Origin of the sequence: Cytobacillus sp. FSL R7-0696, assembly GCF_038006865.1 — a bacterium.
GTDB classification, from domain to species: Bacteria; Bacillota; Bacilli; order Bacillales; family Cytobacillaceae; genus Cytobacillus; species Cytobacillus kochii.
Map to the genome: position 1 here is coordinate 3,605,130 of NZ_JBBOWA010000001.1, position 19,031 is coordinate 3,624,160.

A 19,031-nucleotide genomic window follows, 5' to 3' on the forward strand; every position below is an offset into this window, starting at 1 on the left:
GAGTATATATGGTGATAACGAGTGAATCACAAGAATTACTAACTAAAATGCGTGACTTTATTTATAATGAGCTGCTTCCATATGAAAAAGCAATGAATATTAAGACGGAAGAGGTCATTCCGAACGAAGCTATTCGATGGGTGAGAAATAGAGCCATTGAATTAGGTTTTTATGGGATTACTCTACCACACGAATATGGTGGTCAAAATGTAAGTTTAAAAGAGTTATGTTTACTGAAAGAAGAACTAGCTCGGTCAGGGTCTGCTTTATGGGGATTTGTTTTAGGTGAAAAAGGCGGTGTCCTAAGAATCGGGCAGATGCTTGAATCATTCACAAAAGAACAGATTGAGAAGTATGTCAATCCATTAATTAGAGGGGAAACGAGTTGCTGTTTCGCTTTAACCGAGCCAGGAGCAGGTTCAGATGCAAGAGCAATCCAAACGACAGCCGTAAAAGATGGAGATGGATACATTTTAAATGGTATCAAGCACTTTATTAGTGCAGCACCGTATTCAGATTTTGCTATTGTCATCTGCAAAGAAGTCGTTGAAGAAAAATTTGCTGGCATAACGGCCTTTTTAGTTGATAAAAAAACAAATGAAAAACCGGGTTATGAATTAGGTGAGACACAAATTCCCATTTCAGGAGAACGTGGAACAGGTGAACTGATTTTTAATAATTGTCGAGTACCTTCTGAAAATATTCTTGGAGCATCAGGGAAAGGATTTTTACTTGGAATAAAAAGGATCAGTCAAAATCGAGCCATTTGGGGTGTTACATATATTGGGGTGGCTCAAAGAGCATTAGATCTATCGATTGAAAGAGCAAATGAACGAAAGCAGTTCGGACAGTCAATCGGTGAGTTTCAAGCTATTCAACATATGCTAGCTGATATGGCGACAGAAATTTATGCAGCAAGGTGTATGGTGTACGATGCTGTCGACAGAATGGAGAGTGGCGATGATAATCGAGCAACTGCCTCAATGGTAAAACTGTTTACATCTGAAGTGGCTGGACGTGTGTTGGATAAAGCCGTGCAAATCTACGGCGGCCAGGGGCTTTTGAAGGGCCATCCAATTGAACAAATGTATCGCACCGTAAGAATGTTTAGAATTTTAACTGGTACTTCTGAAATTCAGAGGAATACAATCGCGAAAGAATTGTTACAGACAAAGTAAAAATAAAATAAAGGATAGGTGATTCTGATGAGTATAGAGACTATTCAAGGTTATATGAATAAAGCATTAAAACGATTTGAAGAACATCCTGCAGTAACATTCATGTCAACAAATGAAACCTTAACCTACCGTGAATTACGTAAAGAAATAGACAAAATTGCCAGTTTTTTAGTCCGTTTAGGTGTGAAAAAAGGGTCGCACGTTGCTTATCTTATTCCAAATAGTATAGAATTCGTTCTATTTAGCCAAGCTGTTGCTCGCTGCGGTGCAACTTCAATTCCAATGGGGGTTAAGTTAGGCGTTCGTGAGGTTGACTTTATTTTAAATGATTCTGATACGGATTTTGTCATTATGGCAACGGAAATGCATATGAAAACAGTATTGAAATATGTAAATGATAAAAAAGAGCAGCATCAATCCGTAAAAGTAATAGGATTGGCGGGTTTTAATCTACAATACCCTGAAGAATTTACTACGGTAAGCAGACAAGAGATTCAAAAGGTCGAAAATGTGTCGTCATTCCCAGACATGTTACCGGAGGATATCTCTATGATTTCCTATACCGGGGGGACAACAGGCAGACCAAAAGGTGTTATGCACTCTCAAGGAGGGAAAGCTGCTGCACTTATTGCAAGCTTCATAGAGTTTCCAATGGATGATCGCGATAAAGTGTTATTGACGACCCCGCTTCAGCATTCAGCTGGAAGTTTAATGCTACGGGCTTTAGCTGGTGGAGCGCATATTTATATTGATACTTTTAAGCCGGACACATTTTTAAAGACGGTACAAGACAAAAAGATTACAGTTACATTCACGGTGCCAACCATCATTTACAGAATCATCGACAAAGCGAAAAAGGTGAAATTCGATGTTAGTTCTTTACGAAGCATTCACTACGGTTCTTCGCCAATTTCTTCCGAAAGATTAAAAGAAGCGATGGAGCTGTTTGGACCGGTATTTGTTCAGCAATATGGAGCAACTGAAGCGAACGTTCTTATCACAAGGATGCACAAATTCGATCACTTACGAGCATTAGAGACAGGGGCTAAGTTTCTCCAGAGTTGTGGAAAACCTTGTTTAATGACCGAGATTCGAATAATAGACGAGGAAGGTCAAGATGTTAAAGCATACGAAAAAGGAGAAGTGATTTTAAAATCTCCGTACTTAATGGAAGGCTATTATAAAAGGCCCGATTTAACATTAGAAGCAATCAAAGATGGCTGGTTTCATACAGGAGATATTGGACAATTCGATGAAGAAGGTTTTTTGTATATCGTTGATAGAAAGAAAGATATGATCATCTCAGGTGGAATGAACGTCTATTCTGTTGAAGTTGAAAAAGTTGTTAATCAACATCCTGCAGTTGTTATGAGTGCATGTATAGGCGTACCTGACCCAGATTGGGGCGAACTAGTAACAGTTTTTGTTGTTTTACGCGATGGGGAGAAGTGTTCCGAAGAAGAAATTATTGAGTTCTGTAAAGCAAGGACGTCTAGTTATATGATTCCTAAAAAAATCTATTTTAAAGAAAATTTACCATTAACTCAAATAGGAAAAATTGATAAAAAGGAATTGAAAAAGGACTTCTGGAAAGATAAAGAAAGACAAATAAATTAAAAAGTATGAGAAATCATATCTCATCCCTTAATCTAGGAGGTATATTAAATGTCAGGTACTGTTCCGACAAGTCATTTATCCAAGCTCCCAAAGAATGCTACTCCTGTAACAAAAAAAGCCAACAAGGATTTTTTCGAATCTCTAGATTTTGAAAACAAGCAAGATTTTGAAGATGCAGATAGGGGTCTAATTGCTCCGTGTGAAAATAGGATAGAAAATTTAAATATCCAAAATCAGCCATCTCCTGATACTGTAAATCCAAGCTTGTGGAGAAATGTACAATTACAGGCAAAATCAGGTCTTTATAAAGTCGTTGAAGGTGTGTATCAAGTTCGCGGACTTTCGTTAGCTACAGTGATTTTTGTTGAAGGGAAAAGCGGAGTCATTGTCATTGATACTTCATCTAGTAACTCTGCTGCAGATGCGGCCATTGAATTATATTTTAGTCATCGACCTAAAAGGCCAGTTACTGCAATTATCATCAGCCAAAGCCATGCTGACCATTTTGGGGGTACACATTCAATTCTTCAATATGCTGAAACATCTACAATTCCAATTATTGTCCCTGAACATTTTACACAAGAGATGTTCAGTGAAAATGTCCTATTAGGTCCAATAATGTCTAGGCGTGCATCCTATCAGTTTGGTATAGGGTTACCAGTGGGAGAACAAGGGTTTTTATCCGCAGGCATCGGAACTGTTTTCCACTCAGGTAATGGTTTTGAAATGCCCAATAGAGAAATAAAAGAGGAGATTGAGCAATTAACTATAGATGGTATCAACTTCGAATTCCTGTTAACACCAAATACGGAAGCACCTGCAGAAATGCACTTTTATATTCAGGATTACAAAGTATTATTTGTATCAGAAAATGTTAATAAAACAATGCATCAAATTTATACGATTAGAGGGGCAAAAACTCGCGATACGCTAGAATGGGTGAAGGCAATCGATAAAACCATCGATCTTTCTATAAGTAAAGAGATTGATGCATTAGTCATGGCACATGCCTGGCCAGTATGGGGAAAAGAGCAAGCTTTTGAACATTTAGTGTTACAACGTGACCTTTACAAATATATCCATGATCAAACCATTCGCCTAGCCAATCACGGGTATACAATGGAAGAAATAGCAGAAGAGCTCAAGCTTCCTGAGCCGTTGGACCAATATTGGGGTAATCGAGGATACTATGGTACTTTAAAGCATAATTCTAAAGGGATTTATAATTTCTATCTAGGATATTATAGTGGCCATCCTTCTGATTTGGATCCACTTCCGCAAGTTGAATCAGGTCAAAAATATGTCAGTTACATGGGTGGCTCTGCTCATGTGGTCAAACAAGCGAAAGCTGATTTTGAAAACGGGCAATATCGTTGGGTTGCTCAAGTATTAAAACATGTAGCGATGGCAGAACCAGATAATAAGGAAGCAAAAGAGTTATTAGCAGACACTTTTGAACAATTAGGATATCAGGCCGAATCAGCTAATTGGCGTAACGCTTATCTTATCGGTGCGTCAGAACTAAGAAATGGGACTAGGAAGAAGGGAGCAATAGCAAAAGGTCATTCGGGCATGATGCTTAAAATGCCGTTTGATGAATTCTTTAAATTACTTTCTGTAAGATTAAATGGTCCGAAAGCAGCAGATAAAAAAATAATCATGAATGTTTCTCTATCAGATGAAGAGGAGAAATACACCATTTATCTCGAAAATTGTGTATTAAATAAGAGAAATAAACTAGATGATAATCCAGATCTTTCCTTCATTAGTAATAAGGCAACATTTTATGCGATAGTAAGTGGAATCCTTGACCCAAGGGAAGCCGTTACTTCAAACAAACTAGAATTATGTGGAGACCAAACAAAATTGGATGAATTTTTAAACCTACTCGATCATTTTGATCAGTTTATAAATATTGTAACTCCTTAATGGATAGGGCAGAAATGCCCTATTTCTTATCTTAGGCAGTACCAAGGTATCTCTCTAATCTCATTTATAGAAAGCTCAAAAAGGATAGGTTGATATGTTAGATAAAAAATATAATCCTTTCATTTCGATTAGATCATACAAATTACAAACACTAAAAAAAGATTTCATTTCAGCAATGACTCTTTTTGTCATGCTTGTCCCCCAAGGAATGGCCTATGCGATGTTAGCGGGCCTCCCATTAATAATGGGTCTATATGCATCAACCTTACCATTAATCATATATGCAATATTTGCTTCTTCTAGGCATTTATCCGTTGGACCAACTGCGATAACCTCATTACTGGTTTTTTCAGGCGTATCTTTACTTGAAAAACCGGGCACCTATGAATATATCACTCTTGTAATCTTTTTAGCTTTGATGGTTGGGGTTTTTCAGCTTCTCTTAGCTGTGTTGAAAATGGGGAGGATTGTTAACTATATTTCTCCGTCGGTTTTGGGAGGCTACACCTCTGCCGCTGCCATTATTATTGGATTAAGTCAATTAAAGCATTTATTGGGAATAACATTAGGAACTTACCTACAAATACACTTAATATTTATAGATTTAGTCAATGGGATTCCGAAGATACATTTTTTAACACTTTTGATTGGGGGATGCAGCATAGTATTTTTACTTGTACTAAAAAAAATAAATGCTAGAATTCCGGGTGCGTTACTATTGATTGTTTTTTCTATTATAAGTGTCTATGCCTTTGATTTACATGAACGAGGTGTTCAAATTGTGAGAGGCGTACCAAGTGGCTTGCCGATTCCGGTTTTTCCAACAATCACGCTAGATGCAGTTAGGCAATTAATCCTTCCTGCACTTACCATTGCGCTATTAGGGTTTATGGAGTCACTTTCTATAGGAAAAACAATTGCAGAAAAAGAAGGTTATAAAATAAATCCTAATCGAGAGCTAACCGCTTTAGGATTTGCCAATTTTTTCGGGTCCTTTTTTCAGATATTACCAATTAACGGTAGTTTTTCAAGAAGTGCAGTAAACTATCAAAGTGGTGGAGTTACACAAATGGTATCCATATTTACAAGCTTACTCGTTATAATCGCCCTCCAATTTTTTACTTCTTATTTTTATTATCTGCCTAATGCAGTATTAGCTGCAGTTATCATTGTAGCGGTCTATAAATTAATAGATTTCAAGCAAATAAGGAAATGGTTTAATATAAAGGCAGTTGATGGTTGGAGCTGGTTAGTTACTTTTACTGCGACATTAGTTATTGGCATTCAATGGGGAATAGTTATTGGGGTTGTTTTTAATTTCAGCATTTTATTAATTAAGATATCTAGACCTAGGGTCATAGAAATGGGATATTTAGAAAAGGAGAAAGTATTTCGAGATATAAAACGATTTCCAAATGCAAAAACGCGAGATGATTTGATTATCGCACGAATAGACTCTTCTATACATTTTTCAAATATTTCATATTTAGAGTATAAATTAAATGAGCTTTTATTGATAAAACCTAATGCTAAATTAGTCATTGTTGATTTTTCGGGAGTAAATGATATAGATGCACACTCTTTTAAATCTTTAGAAGAAATGATAGAACAATTAAAACAAGAAAAGGAGATTTCTTTATACTTTGTCGGTATGAAAGGACCAATCAGAGATACGGCAGCAAAAGCAGGATGGACAAAGAAGTTTGCCAAGGAGCTTAGTTATTTCTCTATAATACAATTACTTGAAGATAAACAAATAAAGTTTTATGCTCAACGAGAAAGTGGTGATTCTTTTCTCTATATGAGGTGAAAGACTGTTCATCACATGTGAAGAGGCTAATTAAATATGGACTTTAATCAAAACAGTATAATCTTCTTTTGTTTGCCCTAGACGCTGAGAAACAAAAGATAAGAAAAATAGAAATGGTAATAAGGTTATAAACTTGAAGTAGATAACAAATAGGTAGTAGTGCAATTCAAAATAGATGAAGAAGAAAAAACTGAGTGAGGTAAAATCTTATTCAGTTTTTTTGCGTAAATAAACATATGATGAAGATTGCCCTAAAAAAATTTGGACGGCCCTGTATACGAGCGAAAATGCTTTTTCATGCATATACTATCTTAATTAAAAGTCACGACTATATTGGAAAGGATGAGGGCAATGGTTAATCGTAAAAAACCGAAATATGAAGTTGGTGATACAGTCGTGATTACAATTTATGGAACGGTAGGGAAAGTAACAGATGTAAAATGGCTTGATGGTATGTATGTTTATGAAGTGAATAAAAGTGATGGTCTCTATTTGGAGTCAAGTTTACAGCCTCTTTCAGAGTTTGAAGGAGATGTAAGTGATAAGGAGCATGTAGATATTGAGTACCAATACTTTTTTGGGGACCTTGTCCAAGTGAAAGGATATGGTACTGAGATTTTTAAAGTAGTCGGCTTCCGTACCGAGATTTGGCGTTATAAGGAAGATGCATGGGAAGACGTCATTTATGAGTTATCTCGAATATCTGACGGAGAGTGGCTTGAGGCTGGTGAAGAGGAACTTTCCTTATTATCTGATGCCGAACAGGCTGACGAATTTATAGAAAAATTAGGGATGTTGTTTCTTATTAACCAACAAGCATTGAACGAAATAAAGAATTCTGAGGATGTTTGTTATCAAGATGTTGATTCAAATCTAATGGATCGTACTAACGAAGAGAAACAAATCATAGATGGTTTGCTAGACATATATAATGACTATTCTTTTTTGTACAACTTTTTTCAAGATGAAGAATATAAAAAAGCAATGAAAATCATCTTGAAAAAGCTAGAAACCATCACAACAAAAGTAAAAAAAGTTAATCTTACAAAAGATGAAACAGTTGAATAATTGCCACTGACATGACAGGAATGCCTACTAGTAAAACAGCGATGAATAAAAAATGTAATAATCGATCAAATAGTTGTAGACATTTTCCTTCTTCATTATTTATATCTTCTACAAAACGATCGCAGACTGCTGTGAATTTTTCCATCTAATCAACCTTTCAAAACTAGTGATAGAAAATATTTATGTACTTTTACTAGATTTAATGACAAAAGAATAAAAAAATATTTTTCTATTGAAATGTTGCATGTTTCATTAATGTGTCACATACAATTTGTACAAAGGGGGAGTCGCATATGAAGGAAATTGAAGTTTTTATTGATACTGAAGAAATTGCTGAATTTTTCTTTCATGAGTTGACTAAAAGAGGGTTCGTTCCTGTAGAGCAAGAAGTAGATGAATTAGCTGATATTACATTTGAATACTTAATCAAAAAGTGTATTATCGATGAAGATGTAAGTTTTGATTCGGAAGAGTAAGAAACAAGATAAACAAAAACCCAACCAACTATTCATGTTCCTTTATGGAGCTATAGTTGATTGGGTTTTTATATTTATACAAAGAATCTTTCTAATAGTTTATGACCTTCTATAAATGATTGTAGAAATGCATAATATCTATTCTCTTCTCTCCGCTCCAAGCTATTCGAAATAATTCCATCTACACCTAATAATTGCATTTGCTTGAACTGTGATGGGGTAACTATCGTCCAGGCATAGATCGTATATCCATAATGTTGTGCTTGTTGAATGAATGAATGTGTTAAATTCGTATAATGAATCGATAAAAAACTAATTTCTGTCTTATACGTATACATTTGAATAAGATTAATAGGCGCGGTTAAGACAAGGCCAATGGGAAAGTCAGGAGCGCGTTGTGTAAATTGCTGTAATGTATCAATATGAAAGGATTGGATTTGTAACATTTTTTCAGGGACACCAGCATTTACAGTTTGTTTTAGCAGAGTTGCCAATTGATCTACAATTTCTGGAGTTTCTGTGCCAGGTTTTATTTCTATTAACAGAACGATCTTTCCAGCAAACTCATCTAACACTTCTTGTAATAATGGAATTTTCTCTTCAGAAAAACGTTGACTGTACCAACCGCCCGCATTGAGTTTTTGTAACTCTGATACTGACATATTTCTCACTAAACCTTCACCATTTGTGGTCCGGTTAACAGATGAATCATGTATGACGACAATTTTTTTATCTTTACTTAAATGGATATCTAATTCGATAACATCAAAACCATTGTTTAGCGCAGAATGAAAGGCGGCCATTGTATTTTCAGGTGCTGAAGCAACGTCTCCACGATGTGCAATTTTTGTATAGTTTTTGTATGGGAATAGCCAATGTAATGAGCTGCATATGATGGAAATACAAACAAACAACAAAAAGAATTTATGGAATTGAATCTTCTCTCGTTTCAAATTATCCCTCCCTTTTGTACCATCACTATGTTTAATACTAGTTTATGAAAGAAAAATAAAATTGTAAGCGTTTTCAGAATAAAATTTTTCTTTAATCGACAAAAATAGGCGAATTTCTTTGAAGGAAATAAACGTAGAAAAAGCTAATATATTGTTTAAAATAATCATTTATTGGAGGGGTATATATGATCAAGACTTTTGTAAAACCAAGAACAAAAGAATATGATGTTACCATTTTTCAAACTCCAAAATATAGAGAAACACGGGGCTATCGAGAAGTCTACCGAACACTTATTGGAGGTGCAAATCATGAAGAATGTTTATCAAATGTATTTAAGCAATTTAATGTCCTTGATCGCATGCCGTTTGATTTCCAAGGGAGATTTTTATCAACGGGAGATATTTTATATATTGATGAAGGGAGAAGAGGGCAATATTATTATCAATTAAAGTCGGGTGGTTGGGCCTTAGTGAACCGAATAATGGTTAGGTAATAAAATGTATGTTCTTCCTTTTTCATTTCCATCATCACTCATCCTATGCTATATTTTAGATAATGAACGATTAATAGATGGAGGAATATGATGAGTGTACATATTGGAGCAAAAGAACATGAAATTGCAGAAACAGTTTTACTACCAGGTGATCCATTAAGAGCAAAATATATTGCAGAAAACTTTTTAGAAGATGTAAAGTGCTATAATGAAGTCCGCAATATGTTTGGTTATACAGGCACTTATAAAGGTAAAAGAATATCTGTTCAAGGTACGGGAATGGGCGTTCCTTCCCTTTCTATTTATGTGAATGAACTGATTAATAGTTATAATGTAAAAAACCTGATCCGTGTAGGTACATGCGGAGCCATCCAAAAAGATGTGAAAGTAAGAGATGTGATCCTTGCGATGACTGCTTCCACGGACTCACAAATGAATCGTTTAACTTTTGGTGGAGTTGATTATGCACCTGCAGCTGATTTCGATCTATTGCGCAAAGCTTATGACAGTGGAGTAAGTAAAGGATTGGAATTGAAAGTTGGGAATGTTTTTACAGCTGATATGTTCTACAATGATAATGCTGAACATGAAAAATGGGCACAGTACCAAATTCTTGCTATCGAAATGGAAACAGCAGCACTTTATACGTTAGCAGCTAAGCATGCAAGAAAAGCTCTTTCTGTCCTTACAGTGAGTGATCACATTATTACTGGTGAAGAAACTACATCTGAAGAAAGACAAACGACTTTTAATGAAATGATTGAAGTAGCATTAGAAGCAGCAATTTCATAAATCGTACATGTTAGCGAGTGATTATTTTTTTCATAGTCACTCGCTTTTCTATTACCTTAAGGTAAAAGTTAAAGCAAATGTATCATCCGTATGAAGGGATGTATTTTATAAAGACATCTTCTCGGTGAAACTTAAATCATGCTGAATGTGTTAGTCACTTCTCTTACTAAGATAAGAATTGTTATTTCCCTCGTTTCTCTAGTGATCTGTAGCTACTTAAAGTGGTCCTCTTCTCATTTGTTATTGGTAGAATCACTAATAGTAAGGTTCATAGACTATGCCTTTCTCTTCTTTCGCAATTTATCATATAAAGTGTTATGATAGACGTTGACATAAAGAAAGAGAATAGGGGAAAAGTAATGAAGAAAGTACTTGCAGGAACAGTTACAGTTGCTCTTTTTCTTGGAGGCTGCAGTCAATTAGATCCTTATTTAGAAAAAATACCTTTTCTATCTAATTCGGAACCAACTTCAGTAGATGAGCCTGTAGAAAAAGAAGAGGACAATCAGCAAGAAACAGAAAACAATCCAACTGAACAACCTCCCGAACAAGATGAACAAAATGAAGATGACCTAACATTAGCTTCTCAATTTTTTAATCAAATTGAAGATGTGGATGGAAAACCAACAATAGCAAACCCAACAAACTTGATGGTAATGGTGAATAAAGACTTTGCTTTACCGGCAGATTATGCTCCTGAAGACCTTGTTCGTGCAGATGTTGAATATTCTTTCGGAGATCAAGATATTGAGAAAAGTTACCTTAGAAAAGAAGCCGCAGATGCATTAGAAGAATTATTCTCTGCAGCTAAAAAAGAAAATATAGCGTTATTTGCTGTTTCTGGGTATCGTTCATATGATCGGCAGGAAGCAGTTTTCCAAGCAGAGGTAAATAGCGTAGGTGAGGAAAAAGCTTCAGAAGCAGTGGCTCTACCTGGAAGTAGTGAACATCAAACAGGATTAGCGATGGATATTTCAAGTCCTTCAGTCGATTACACGTTAACACAAGATTACGAAGATACAAAAGAAGGTAAATGGCTAAAAGAGAATGCACATAAGTACGGATTTATTTTACGTTATCCAAAAGGAAAAGAAGAAATAACAGGATACAAATTTGAACCTTGGCATTTTCGCTATGTTGGAAAAGAAGCAGCGAAAGTCATTTTTGAGAAAGATCTAACATTAGAAGAATACTTTGAGTCGGTAAAAGAAATTTAAGTACGCTTCTTCATAAAAATGTACCAAAAAGCGATTAATGGAATAATAGGGAAAAGAAAAAAGTATTGAAAAAAATGATCAATACGAAATAAATAACAACTCAATGGCAGGAATAAAACGAAACTTAATAATGCTTGACCATAAGAATGATTAAATATTCCTGAGATAAGAAAGATAATAGATAAAGCAAAACAGCACCATAGTAATATACCAGGAATCATGCATTCATTCTCCTTTCATCATTTATGTAATGATTATGTGGGGTTTGGGGAAATTAGAAGTGAACAAATGAGATTCACTTTGTAGAAGGAGACTTTCCCCATTTAATCGATACATAATAAAAGAAGCTTGAATTCTTAAGATGAAAGGAATACATAAGAAAATTCTTCCTCTTTTCCAAAGAAATAAGATATAATTTTCAGTACAGTAGTATAGTTATTGATACCGATAACGCCAATATAAAATCTTAAACTTGAGTAAGCATCACAGCTTACAGTGATGAAAGTGGTGAAAGGGTTGTCTAATGAAGTAAATAATGATGAAGAAAAACAAGAAGTAAAGGATAAGCCTAAGCTAATAAAAATGAAGTTATTCCCGTTTATTATGCTTGTATTCATCCTTGTTTTTGTTACAGCTGGAATCACCACATTAGCATTGTCTTTCGGTGACGAGAAGGCCGTAAATGTAGGAACGAATGAAAGAAGTGAATTTTCAAAGTTATATAAAGCCTATGATTCATTGAACGAAAATTATTTCCAAGAAATTGATTCGGGTGAATTAATTAATGGGGCCATCAATGGGATGCTAGATTCTCTAGATGATCCATATTCTGATTATATGAATGAAGATGAAGCTGCTAATTTCCATCAAAGCATCTCCTCTTCTTTTGAAGGAATTGGCGCAGAAATTACAGAACAAGACGGACAAATTGTCATTGTTTCACCATTAAAAGGTTCACCTGCAGAAGATGCTGGTCTACAACCAAATGACCAAATTGTATCTGTTGATGGAAAGAGCTTGCAAGGAATGAGTTCTTCAGAAGCAGTCCTATTAATAAGAGGCGAAAAAGGTTCAAAAGTAGAACTGGAAATTGGTCGTGGTGGTAACAATGAACCGATGAATGTAACAATTACGAGAGATACAATCCCTCTTGAAACGGTATATGGCGAAATGTTAGAAGATGATATTGCTAAAGTCCAGGTTACTTCTTTTTCTGAAAATACAGCGCAAGAACTCGTTGATGTATTAAGCGATTTAGAGGAAAAAGGAATGAAGGGTCTAGTTTTAGATTTAAGACAAAACCCTGGCGGATTATTAGATCAAGCAATTGAAATTTCGAGCTTATTTGTACCTGAGGGAGAAATCTTATTCCAAATTGAAGATCGTAATGGAAATAGGGAGGCCGTGCAAGCTCCTAATGGAAAGCAAATGGAGACGCCTCTAGTCGTAGTTATTGATGAAGGTAGTGCTAGTGCTTCTGAGATATTAGCAGCTGCCGTTCATGAATCAGCTGATGTAAGTCTAGTCGGTAAAAAGTCATTTGGTAAAGGAACTGTACAACGTGCTCAAGATTTTACTGACGGCTCAAATATGAAATTTACAACAGAAAAATGGTTAACGCCAGATGCAAATTGGATTCATGAAAAAGGTATTGAGCCTGATTATGAAGTTTCCTTGCCTGAATATGCTTCCTTGCCTTATATTAATCCTGAGAAACCATTAAAAAAATCGGAATCATCAAGTCAAATTAAGGCAGCACAGCAGATGTTAGAGGCACTGGATTATGAGCTTGATAAAAATGATGGATTCTTTGATGAAGAGACAGAAGCTGCAGTGAAAGCATTCCAAAAGGATAATAAATTGGAAGAAACGGGTGTCATCGAAGGTGAAACAACCGTGAAACTAATGGAAGCTTTACGTGAAAAACTACTAGAGAACGATACCCAAATCAAAAAAGCAATAGAAGTTTTAAAAGAAGAAATGAAAAAATAACTCATTCTAGTTACTTAAACAACATATGAAAATCGTTTAAGCGACCTTACCCCTATAATTTATTGGGTTAAGGTCGCTTCTTTTTTTAATCAAAATCAACAAATGATATGCTTCTTTTTTTTGAGAGATGTTAGTTTTGACAGTTAATTTTCAGGCTGGGAGAGAATATGATGAGTTTACGCTTCATTGAAAGACAAATTAAGTGAAACGCCTCGCAAAAGAGGGTTTACATGTCATTCAGATAACCCGAGATTAGCACTAAATAGAAAATAGCAAACGGAGGCTTTAGTTGTTGAGCTTTAGTGTAAATTTAAAATATTTATTTCGATTGACGAATTTATTTGAAAAAGACTGATGTTTTTTTAAAGGTTTTATGGTAAATTAGCAATATTCTAAAATTGTATTGAAGATGGAAAGAAGGATGTGTGATGTACGAAACGAGTGAATTAAGTAACGATAAGGAGGAAAGTAGAAGTAAGCGCCTCATGCTGGCCGTTATTCTGGGATTGTTATCTGCTTTTGGGCCATTATCCTTAGATATGTATCTTCCGGCATTACCTAATCTAGCAGATGATCTGCAAACAAGTGCATCCTATGCACAATTAAGCTTAACAGCATGTATGGTTGGTTTAGCTTTAGGACAAATTTTTGCCGGGCCAATTAGTGATATGGTTGGCCGTAAGAGGCCGTTAATAGTTGGACTTATTTTATATTGTCTCATTTCAGTTGCCTGCATGGCCTCTCCAAACGTTGAATTGTTCATCATATTAAGGTTTATTCAAGGATTAGCCGGGGCTGTAGGAATTGTTATATCAAGAGCCGTAGTTCGAGATTTATACAGTGGCACACAATTAACTAAATTTTTTGCCACACTTAGTTTAATAAACGGGGCAGCCCCTATTTTAGCACCCGTTTTTGGTGGCCAACTATTAGCGATTACCTCTTGGAGAGGTGTATTTTTTGTTTTAACATTAATCGGGTTTCTTAGCTTATTACTGGTTATCTTTTCATTACAAGAAAGCTTGCCTGCTGAGAAAAGGTTAAATGGAGGCGTTTTTGTTTCCTTTAGCCGTTTCGGAAAAATCGTAAAAGACCGTAAATTTATGGGATACGCTTTATCTCAAGGTTTTGTTGGTGCTGCAATGTTTGCTTATATTTCTGGATCTCCCTTTGTATTGCAAAACATTTATGGTCTTTCTCCGCAAATGTTTAGTGTTTGTTTTGCAATGAATGGAATTGGCATTATTTTAGGCAGTCAATTAACGGGAAAACTTTCAGAGCGAATACATGAGGGAACTTTATTACTCGGTGGATTGATGATTGCTTTAGTTGGAGGGGTTACATTACTTCTAAGTGAAATTTTTCATCTAGGTATTTGGGGTGTTCTTATTCCGTTATTTTTAGTTGTTTCTGCTGTTGGGGTCGTTAATACATCAACTTTTTCGTTGGCAATGGCTTCACAAGGCGAAAATGCTGGTAGTGCTTCAGCCTTAATTGGCTTAATGACGTTCTTGCTTGGTGGTATGGCTGCTCCGTTAGTTGGAATAGCTGGTGAATCTTCTTCATGGCCAATGGCATTTATTATTGCTAGTGCAGAAATCTTAGCTCTATTATCTTATTTGTTTCTAGTTAAAGGGCGTATTGTAAAAGAATCGAAAGGATAACCAACATGATTAAACGATTACAAGATTATTATAATCAGTTTCATCGCACGATATGGATTTTACTAGTTGGTACAATCTTATCTCGCGGGGCGGCATTTATGACGTTGCCTTTTTTATCTATATATTTAGTGAATCAGGACTATCCTTCGTTTTTAATTGGCCTCATTATCGGGATGGGTCCATTAATGTCGACAATAGGTGGTTTTATAGGGGGGCATTTATCTGACCAATTTGGAAGAAAGCCGATTATGCTTGTTGCATTAATTGGTACAGCAGCCGCTTATTTTGGCTTTGCTTTGTCCGCCTCAGCTCTTGCTTTTTTGCTACTCAATGCTTTACTTGGTTTGTGTAATTCCTTTTTTGAACCAACTGCACAAGCATTGATGGCCGATTTAACAAAAAAGGAACAAAGAATGAAAGTATTTTCCTTAAGATATGTCGCCATTAATATTGGGGCAGCTGTTGGCCCATTAATCGGGGCTGTATTAGCATTAACAAATGCGTCTCTCACTTTTTATATTACTGGTGGTATTTATTTAGCATATATGTTCATTTTATTGTTTACGATTCAGCGTGTTCCTCGTTTGGAGAATAAAGAAAATGTGACCTTACCTGTTGCCTTTCACATTGTAAGGAGGGATAGGTCGCTATTGTATTATATTCTAGGTGGTATTTTACTTGCGATAGGTTATTCGCAAATGGATTCAAACTTACCACAACACTTTGATAACCGATTGGAGAATGGCGTCGTCATTTATTCATTTCTTTTATCCATTAATGCCATCCTTGTAATTATATTACAATTACCTTTTGCAAAACTGATGGAAAAGGTTCGCCCTTTAAAATCTATGATTATTGGTTCGGCTCTTGTAGCTATTGGGTTATTCTTTTTTGCTATATCCACTCATTGGATAATGGCAGTTATCGGTGTAATCTTATTCACCTTTGGAGAGATATTATCATTTCCAGCAAGTAGTATATTAATTGATCAATTAGCTTCAGAGGAATTACGTGGCACGTATTTTGGTGCTGCTCAGTTCAGGAATACAGGAAGTTTTATTGGTCCAATGATTGGTGGATACTTGATTGGTATCAGCGGGGGAACGATTGCCTTCTTTGTGATCGCCGTCATTTGTTTATGTAGTATTATTTTCTTTTCAGCAGGAATTAAAAAAGAAGTGATTGTGACAGTTGAAAAGAAATTAAGTTAAGCATCGAACAAACTAACAACACGCAATAATGGGTTGTTAGTTTGTTCTTTTTATATGAAAAAGCCCCCTTACGTTAGAAAGGCAAAAATGTAAAAAACTATTTCCTCTTTTTTAAAGTATAAAGTTGTTCATCTATCCCTACAATGAATGAATAAGGAAAAATAAGGAGGATGAACCATGAGAAAATATGTCATCATTTTGTTAGCTTTGCTATTAGCAGCATGTTCATCTGGCATATCTGAGAAAGATAACCGTCAAAAGGAGAAGGGAACAACATGGAACAATTCAGATCCAAAAACATTTTTACTTGTTGGTGTTGATTCTAGAGGAGAAGCAGATTCAAGATCTGATACAATTATGTTAGCTCGGTATGAACCAAAAGAAGAAAGAGTTAAACTAGTCTCTATTATGCGTGATAGCTATGTAGAGATCCCGAATTATGAAAAAGGATACCATAAATTGAATCATGCCTATTTTTTAGGAGGAACGGAATTACTTTCACAAACAATCGAAGAAAATTTTCAAATAAAGATTGATCATTCAGTTGTCATTGACTTTAAAGGATTTGCAAATATCTTAAATATTGTTGCTCCAAATGGACTGGAAGTTGATGTTCCTGCAGCAATGATTGAAGATATGAATATGAACATTGAGCCAGGTAAAAACTTTTTGAATGGTGAGCAACTATTAGATTACGTTCGATTTCGTCATGATGATGAATACGATTATGGAAGAGTAAAGCGACAACAGGAAGTGCTTGCTTTATTAAAGGAAGAACTAAAAAACCATATGACATCTATTGAAGGAATCGCCAAATCACCTGAAATGATGAAAATGATTATGGCAAATGTTGATACAGATTTACATATTGATCAGATGTTTGCGATGGCGACCTCTGTATTACTGAATCCAATAACAGATATAGAAACAATGCGGATTCCGGTAGATGATTCATTTGTTGATAAAAATTCTCCGCATGCTGGCGCTGTGTTAGATATGGATTATAAAGAAAATATCTCCGCCCTCAGGCAGTTTTTTAAAGAGAAGAATGTTACGGAGGTCAATGGGCGACCGTAATATTTGTGCCATTCTCTTCTATCCTTTACAATGGTTCAATGAAAGAGGTGGTTTCCATGAGGCAGATTGTTCAAATGAATGATAAAATGAAGAAGGAGGTCGTTCAGGTCGAACAAACTTGTGAAATGTTAATCGCTGAAATGCTCAGACATTACAAACAACATGAACACTTGGTGATTGAATTCATTCGCTGTAAAAAAGGAAAAGAAGCACAACATGATGAATGTTTAGAAAGCGACTACCAATCTTTTATTGAAGTAGGATTAGAAGAAGAGGATGAATATTTCCCACATGGATATATTCCCGTATGGAAATGTAAGCAAGAAGAGTTCCAAAAAATAGGCTATATCACCGACGATACGTATGAAATATTAAAAAACAAACTCAGTAATATGATTGAAGAAACAATTGCAGAATAGACTTTAAGGGGAAAAAATAAACATGAGTACAGAGATCTATATATTAGCTGGATTTTTAGGGAGTGGAAAGACAACACTGTTAAAGCAGTTGCTACAGGATGAAAAAGCGAACGGTAGAAAAGTGGCTGTATTAATGAATGAATTAGGAAAAGTATCAATCGATTCAGATGCAATAGATGAGGACATTCCGTTAAAAGAATTATTGGATGGCTGTATTTGTTGTACCATTCAAGACAAATTAGAGGGACAGTTACAAGGTTTATTAACGGTTGAAAAACCAGATGTCATCTATATTGAAGCGACAGGAGCGGCACATCCAGTGGAAGTGTTAGATGCTGTGCTTTCACCACTTTTTGCTAACTCAATTGTCCCTAAAGGTATTATCTCAATCCTTGATAGTGCAAGATGGTTAAACAGAAAAGAATTGACACCGCAAGTGCTACAGCTTTTAGTTGAGCAAATTAGACATGCAGATTGCCTACTTGTTAATAAAATTGACTTGTTATCTGAAGATGAACAAGCAAATGTCATCCAAGAAGTTCAAAGTATTAATTCGACAGCTTTTACATTGTTAACAAAAAATGCAAAAGTACCAATTAAACGAATAAGAGAATTGTCCTTATTGCCGAAAGAAAAACAATCTAGTAGCAGGATTGGCACAGATTTACATTTGAGCACCTTTGTTTATCAATTTAAAGGAGCTGTAGATCAATCTGCTTTTGAGGATTTTTTGAGAGAATTACCTGACACGCTCTATCGAATGAAGGGATATATTAAGTTCTCATCTTTAGCCTATCCACAGCTTTTCCAATTTTCATACGGGATGCCTGTATATTTTCAAGAAGAAATGAATATTCCTTTAAACATGGTATTCATCGGAGAAAATATTGATTGGGATAAAATCGAAAGCGGACTACAATCTCTAGAAAAACCAAAAGAATATATTGATTAAAAATAAACTGAGTAGGATTTTGTTCTTACTCAGTTTTTTTTGCGCAAAACCATCCAAGTCTTTAGCTGTTAACAAGTCGAGAGGCGTTATTCTAGAAGCTACTCTCCTTATTGTGTTTCAGATGGACAAATCCACCCAAAAGTTACTATACATAAAAATGCTCATGTTTAGGCAAACTTTAC

17 protein-coding genes are annotated in these 19,031 nt (G+C 35.4%); 15 read left to right on the forward strand and 2 right to left on the reverse strand.

Going from position 1 to position 19,031, the window contains the following annotated elements; all coding sequences use genetic code 11:
• Positions 1-8: 8 nt before the first annotated feature.
• The 5 genes from MKX29_RS18630 (at position 9) to MKX29_RS18650 (ending at position 7,602) form a co-directional block, all read left to right on the forward strand.
• Positions 9-1,178: an acyl-CoA dehydrogenase family protein gene (locus MKX29_RS18630; protein ID WP_341107010.1), complete on the forward strand. Its 1,170-nt coding sequence runs from the start codon at positions 9-11 to the stop codon at positions 1,176-1,178.
• 27 nt (positions 1,179-1,205) lie between these two features.
• A complete protein-coding gene (locus MKX29_RS18635; RefSeq protein ID WP_341107013.1) occupies positions 1,206-2,795 on the forward strand; it encodes a class I adenylate-forming enzyme family protein in 1,590 nt (529 codons plus the stop codon).
• A 48-nt stretch (positions 2,796-2,843) separates the two neighbouring features.
• Positions 2,844-4,724: an alkyl/aryl-sulfatase gene (locus MKX29_RS18640; protein WP_341107015.1), complete on the forward strand. Its 1,881-nt coding sequence runs from the start codon at positions 2,844-2,846 to the stop codon at positions 4,722-4,724.
• 94 nt (positions 4,725-4,818) lie between these two features.
• Entirely contained in the window at positions 4,819-6,534 is a 1,716-nt protein-coding gene (locus tag MKX29_RS18645) for a SulP family inorganic anion transporter (protein ID WP_341107018.1), read from the forward strand.
• Positions 6,535-6,885: 351 nt separating this feature from the next.
• Positions 6,886-7,602 (forward strand): hypothetical protein, encoded by a 717-nt coding sequence (locus tag MKX29_RS18650; protein WP_095372895.1) that lies wholly within the window; start codon positions 6,886-6,888, stop codon positions 7,600-7,602.
• Here MKX29_RS18650 and MKX29_RS18655 read toward each other — a convergent pair.
• Positions 7,577-7,747 carry a hypothetical protein gene (locus MKX29_RS18655; protein WP_157733954.1) on the reverse strand — a complete coding sequence of 57 codons (171 nt, stop codon included), beginning with the start codon at positions 7,745-7,747 and terminating at the stop codon, positions 7,577-7,579. The two genes, MKX29_RS18650 and MKX29_RS18655, sit on opposite strands and share 26 nt — an antisense overlap.
• 148 nt (positions 7,748-7,895) lie before the next feature.
• Between MKX29_RS18655 and MKX29_RS18660 the strand changes: the two genes are divergently transcribed.
• Positions 7,896-8,078 (forward strand): YozD family protein, encoded by a 183-nt coding sequence (locus tag MKX29_RS18660; protein WP_095372896.1) that lies wholly within the window; start codon positions 7,896-7,898, stop codon positions 8,076-8,078.
• Positions 8,079-8,152: 74 nt separating this feature from the next.
• On the opposite strand, the gene MKX29_RS18665 is transcribed toward MKX29_RS18660, so the two are convergent.
• The gene (locus tag MKX29_RS18665) at positions 8,153-9,031 is read right to left on the reverse strand and encodes a glycerophosphodiester phosphodiesterase (protein ID WP_341107020.1); all 879 of its coding nucleotides are present in this window, start codon (positions 9,029-9,031) and stop codon (positions 8,153-8,155) included.
• A gap of 185 nt (positions 9,032-9,216) precedes the next feature.
• On the opposite strand from MKX29_RS18665, the gene MKX29_RS18670 reads away from it, so the two are divergent.
• From MKX29_RS18670 to MKX29_RS18710, 9 genes are all read left to right on the forward strand, one after another.
• Positions 9,217-9,525, forward strand: a complete 309-nt coding sequence (locus tag MKX29_RS18670; RefSeq protein WP_224937564.1) for a YodL domain-containing protein — start codon at positions 9,217-9,219, stop codon at positions 9,523-9,525.
• A gap of 90 nt (positions 9,526-9,615) precedes the next feature.
• The gene (deoD, locus tag MKX29_RS18675) at positions 9,616-10,317 is read left to right on the forward strand and encodes a purine-nucleoside phosphorylase (protein ID WP_095372899.1); all 702 of its coding nucleotides are present in this window, start codon (positions 9,616-9,618) and stop codon (positions 10,315-10,317) included.
• Positions 10,318-10,676: 359 nt separating this feature from the next.
• Positions 10,677-11,534 carry a M15 family metallopeptidase gene (locus tag MKX29_RS18680; RefSeq protein WP_224937565.1) on the forward strand — a complete coding sequence of 286 codons (858 nt, stop codon included), beginning with the start codon at positions 10,677-10,679 and terminating at the stop codon, positions 11,532-11,534.
• A 498-nt stretch (positions 11,535-12,032) separates the two neighbouring features.
• Complete coding sequence (locus MKX29_RS18685; protein ID WP_341107023.1) at positions 12,033-13,526, forward strand: lmo1851 family serine protease; 1,494 nt, start codon at positions 12,033-12,035, stop codon at positions 13,524-13,526.
• Between the two features lie 428 nt (positions 13,527-13,954).
• Positions 13,955-15,190, forward strand: a complete 1,236-nt coding sequence (locus MKX29_RS18690) for a multidrug effflux MFS transporter (protein ID WP_341107025.1) — start codon at positions 13,955-13,957, stop codon at positions 15,188-15,190.
• A 5-nt stretch (positions 15,191-15,195) separates the two neighbouring features.
• Positions 15,196-16,401, forward strand: a complete 1,206-nt coding sequence (locus tag MKX29_RS18695; RefSeq protein WP_281202380.1) for an MDR family MFS transporter — start codon at positions 15,196-15,198, stop codon at positions 16,399-16,401.
• 177 nt (positions 16,402-16,578) lie between these two features.
• A complete protein-coding gene (locus tag MKX29_RS18700; protein ID WP_251161835.1) occupies positions 16,579-17,478 on the forward strand; it encodes an LCP family protein in 900 nt (299 codons plus the stop codon).
• A gap of 56 nt (positions 17,479-17,534) precedes the next feature.
• Positions 17,535-17,897, forward strand: a complete 363-nt coding sequence (locus MKX29_RS18705; RefSeq protein WP_341107028.1) for a hypothetical protein — start codon at positions 17,535-17,537, stop codon at positions 17,895-17,897.
• A 22-nt stretch (positions 17,898-17,919) separates the two neighbouring features.
• Positions 17,920-18,849 carry a CobW family GTP-binding protein gene (locus MKX29_RS18710; protein WP_341107030.1) on the forward strand — a complete coding sequence of 310 codons (930 nt, stop codon included), beginning with the start codon at positions 17,920-17,922 and terminating at the stop codon, positions 18,847-18,849.
• Positions 18,850-19,031: the final 182 nt, after the last annotated feature.

Bases quoted from the DNA above. Each gene is read 5' to 3' on its own strand.
- MKX29_RS18690 (WP_341107025.1), top strand. From the start codon at position 13,955: ATGTACGAAACGAGTGAATTAAGTAACGATAAGGAGGAAAGTAGAAGT.
- MKX29_RS18645 (WP_341107018.1), top strand. From the start codon at position 4,819: ATGTTAGATAAAAAATATAATCCTTTCATTTCGATTAGATCATACAAA.
- MKX29_RS18655 (WP_157733954.1), bottom strand. From the start codon at position 7,747: ATGGAAAAATTCACAGCAGTCTGCGATCGTTTTGTAGAAGATATAAAT.
- MKX29_RS18635 (WP_341107013.1), top strand. From the start codon at position 1,206: ATGAGTATAGAGACTATTCAAGGTTATATGAATAAAGCATTAAAACGA.
- MKX29_RS18695 (WP_281202380.1), top strand. From the start codon at position 15,196: ATGATTAAACGATTACAAGATTATTATAATCAGTTTCATCGCACGATA.
- MKX29_RS18650 (WP_095372895.1), top strand. From the start codon at position 6,886: ATGGTTAATCGTAAAAAACCGAAATATGAAGTTGGTGATACAGTCGTG.
- deoD (WP_095372899.1), top strand. From the start codon at position 9,616: ATGAGTGTACATATTGGAGCAAAAGAACATGAAATTGCAGAAACAGTT.
- MKX29_RS18680 (WP_224937565.1), top strand. From the start codon at position 10,677: ATGAAGAAAGTACTTGCAGGAACAGTTACAGTTGCTCTTTTTCTTGGA.
- MKX29_RS18705 (WP_341107028.1), top strand. From the start codon at position 17,535: ATGAGGCAGATTGTTCAAATGAATGATAAAATGAAGAAGGAGGTCGTT.
- MKX29_RS18685 (WP_341107023.1), top strand. From the start codon at position 12,033: ATGAAAGTGGTGAAAGGGTTGTCTAATGAAGTAAATAATGATGAAGAA.
- MKX29_RS18710 (WP_341107030.1), top strand. From the start codon at position 17,920: ATGAGTACAGAGATCTATATATTAGCTGGATTTTTAGGGAGTGGAAAG.
- MKX29_RS18700 (WP_251161835.1), top strand. From the start codon at position 16,579: ATGAGAAAATATGTCATCATTTTGTTAGCTTTGCTATTAGCAGCATGT.
- MKX29_RS18670 (WP_224937564.1), top strand. From the start codon at position 9,217: ATGATCAAGACTTTTGTAAAACCAAGAACAAAAGAATATGATGTTACC.
- MKX29_RS18640 (WP_341107015.1), top strand. From the start codon at position 2,844: ATGTCAGGTACTGTTCCGACAAGTCATTTATCCAAGCTCCCAAAGAAT.
- MKX29_RS18660 (WP_095372896.1), top strand. From the start codon at position 7,896: ATGAAGGAAATTGAAGTTTTTATTGATACTGAAGAAATTGCTGAATTT.
- MKX29_RS18630 (WP_341107010.1), top strand. From the start codon at position 9: ATGGTGATAACGAGTGAATCACAAGAATTACTAACTAAAATGCGTGAC.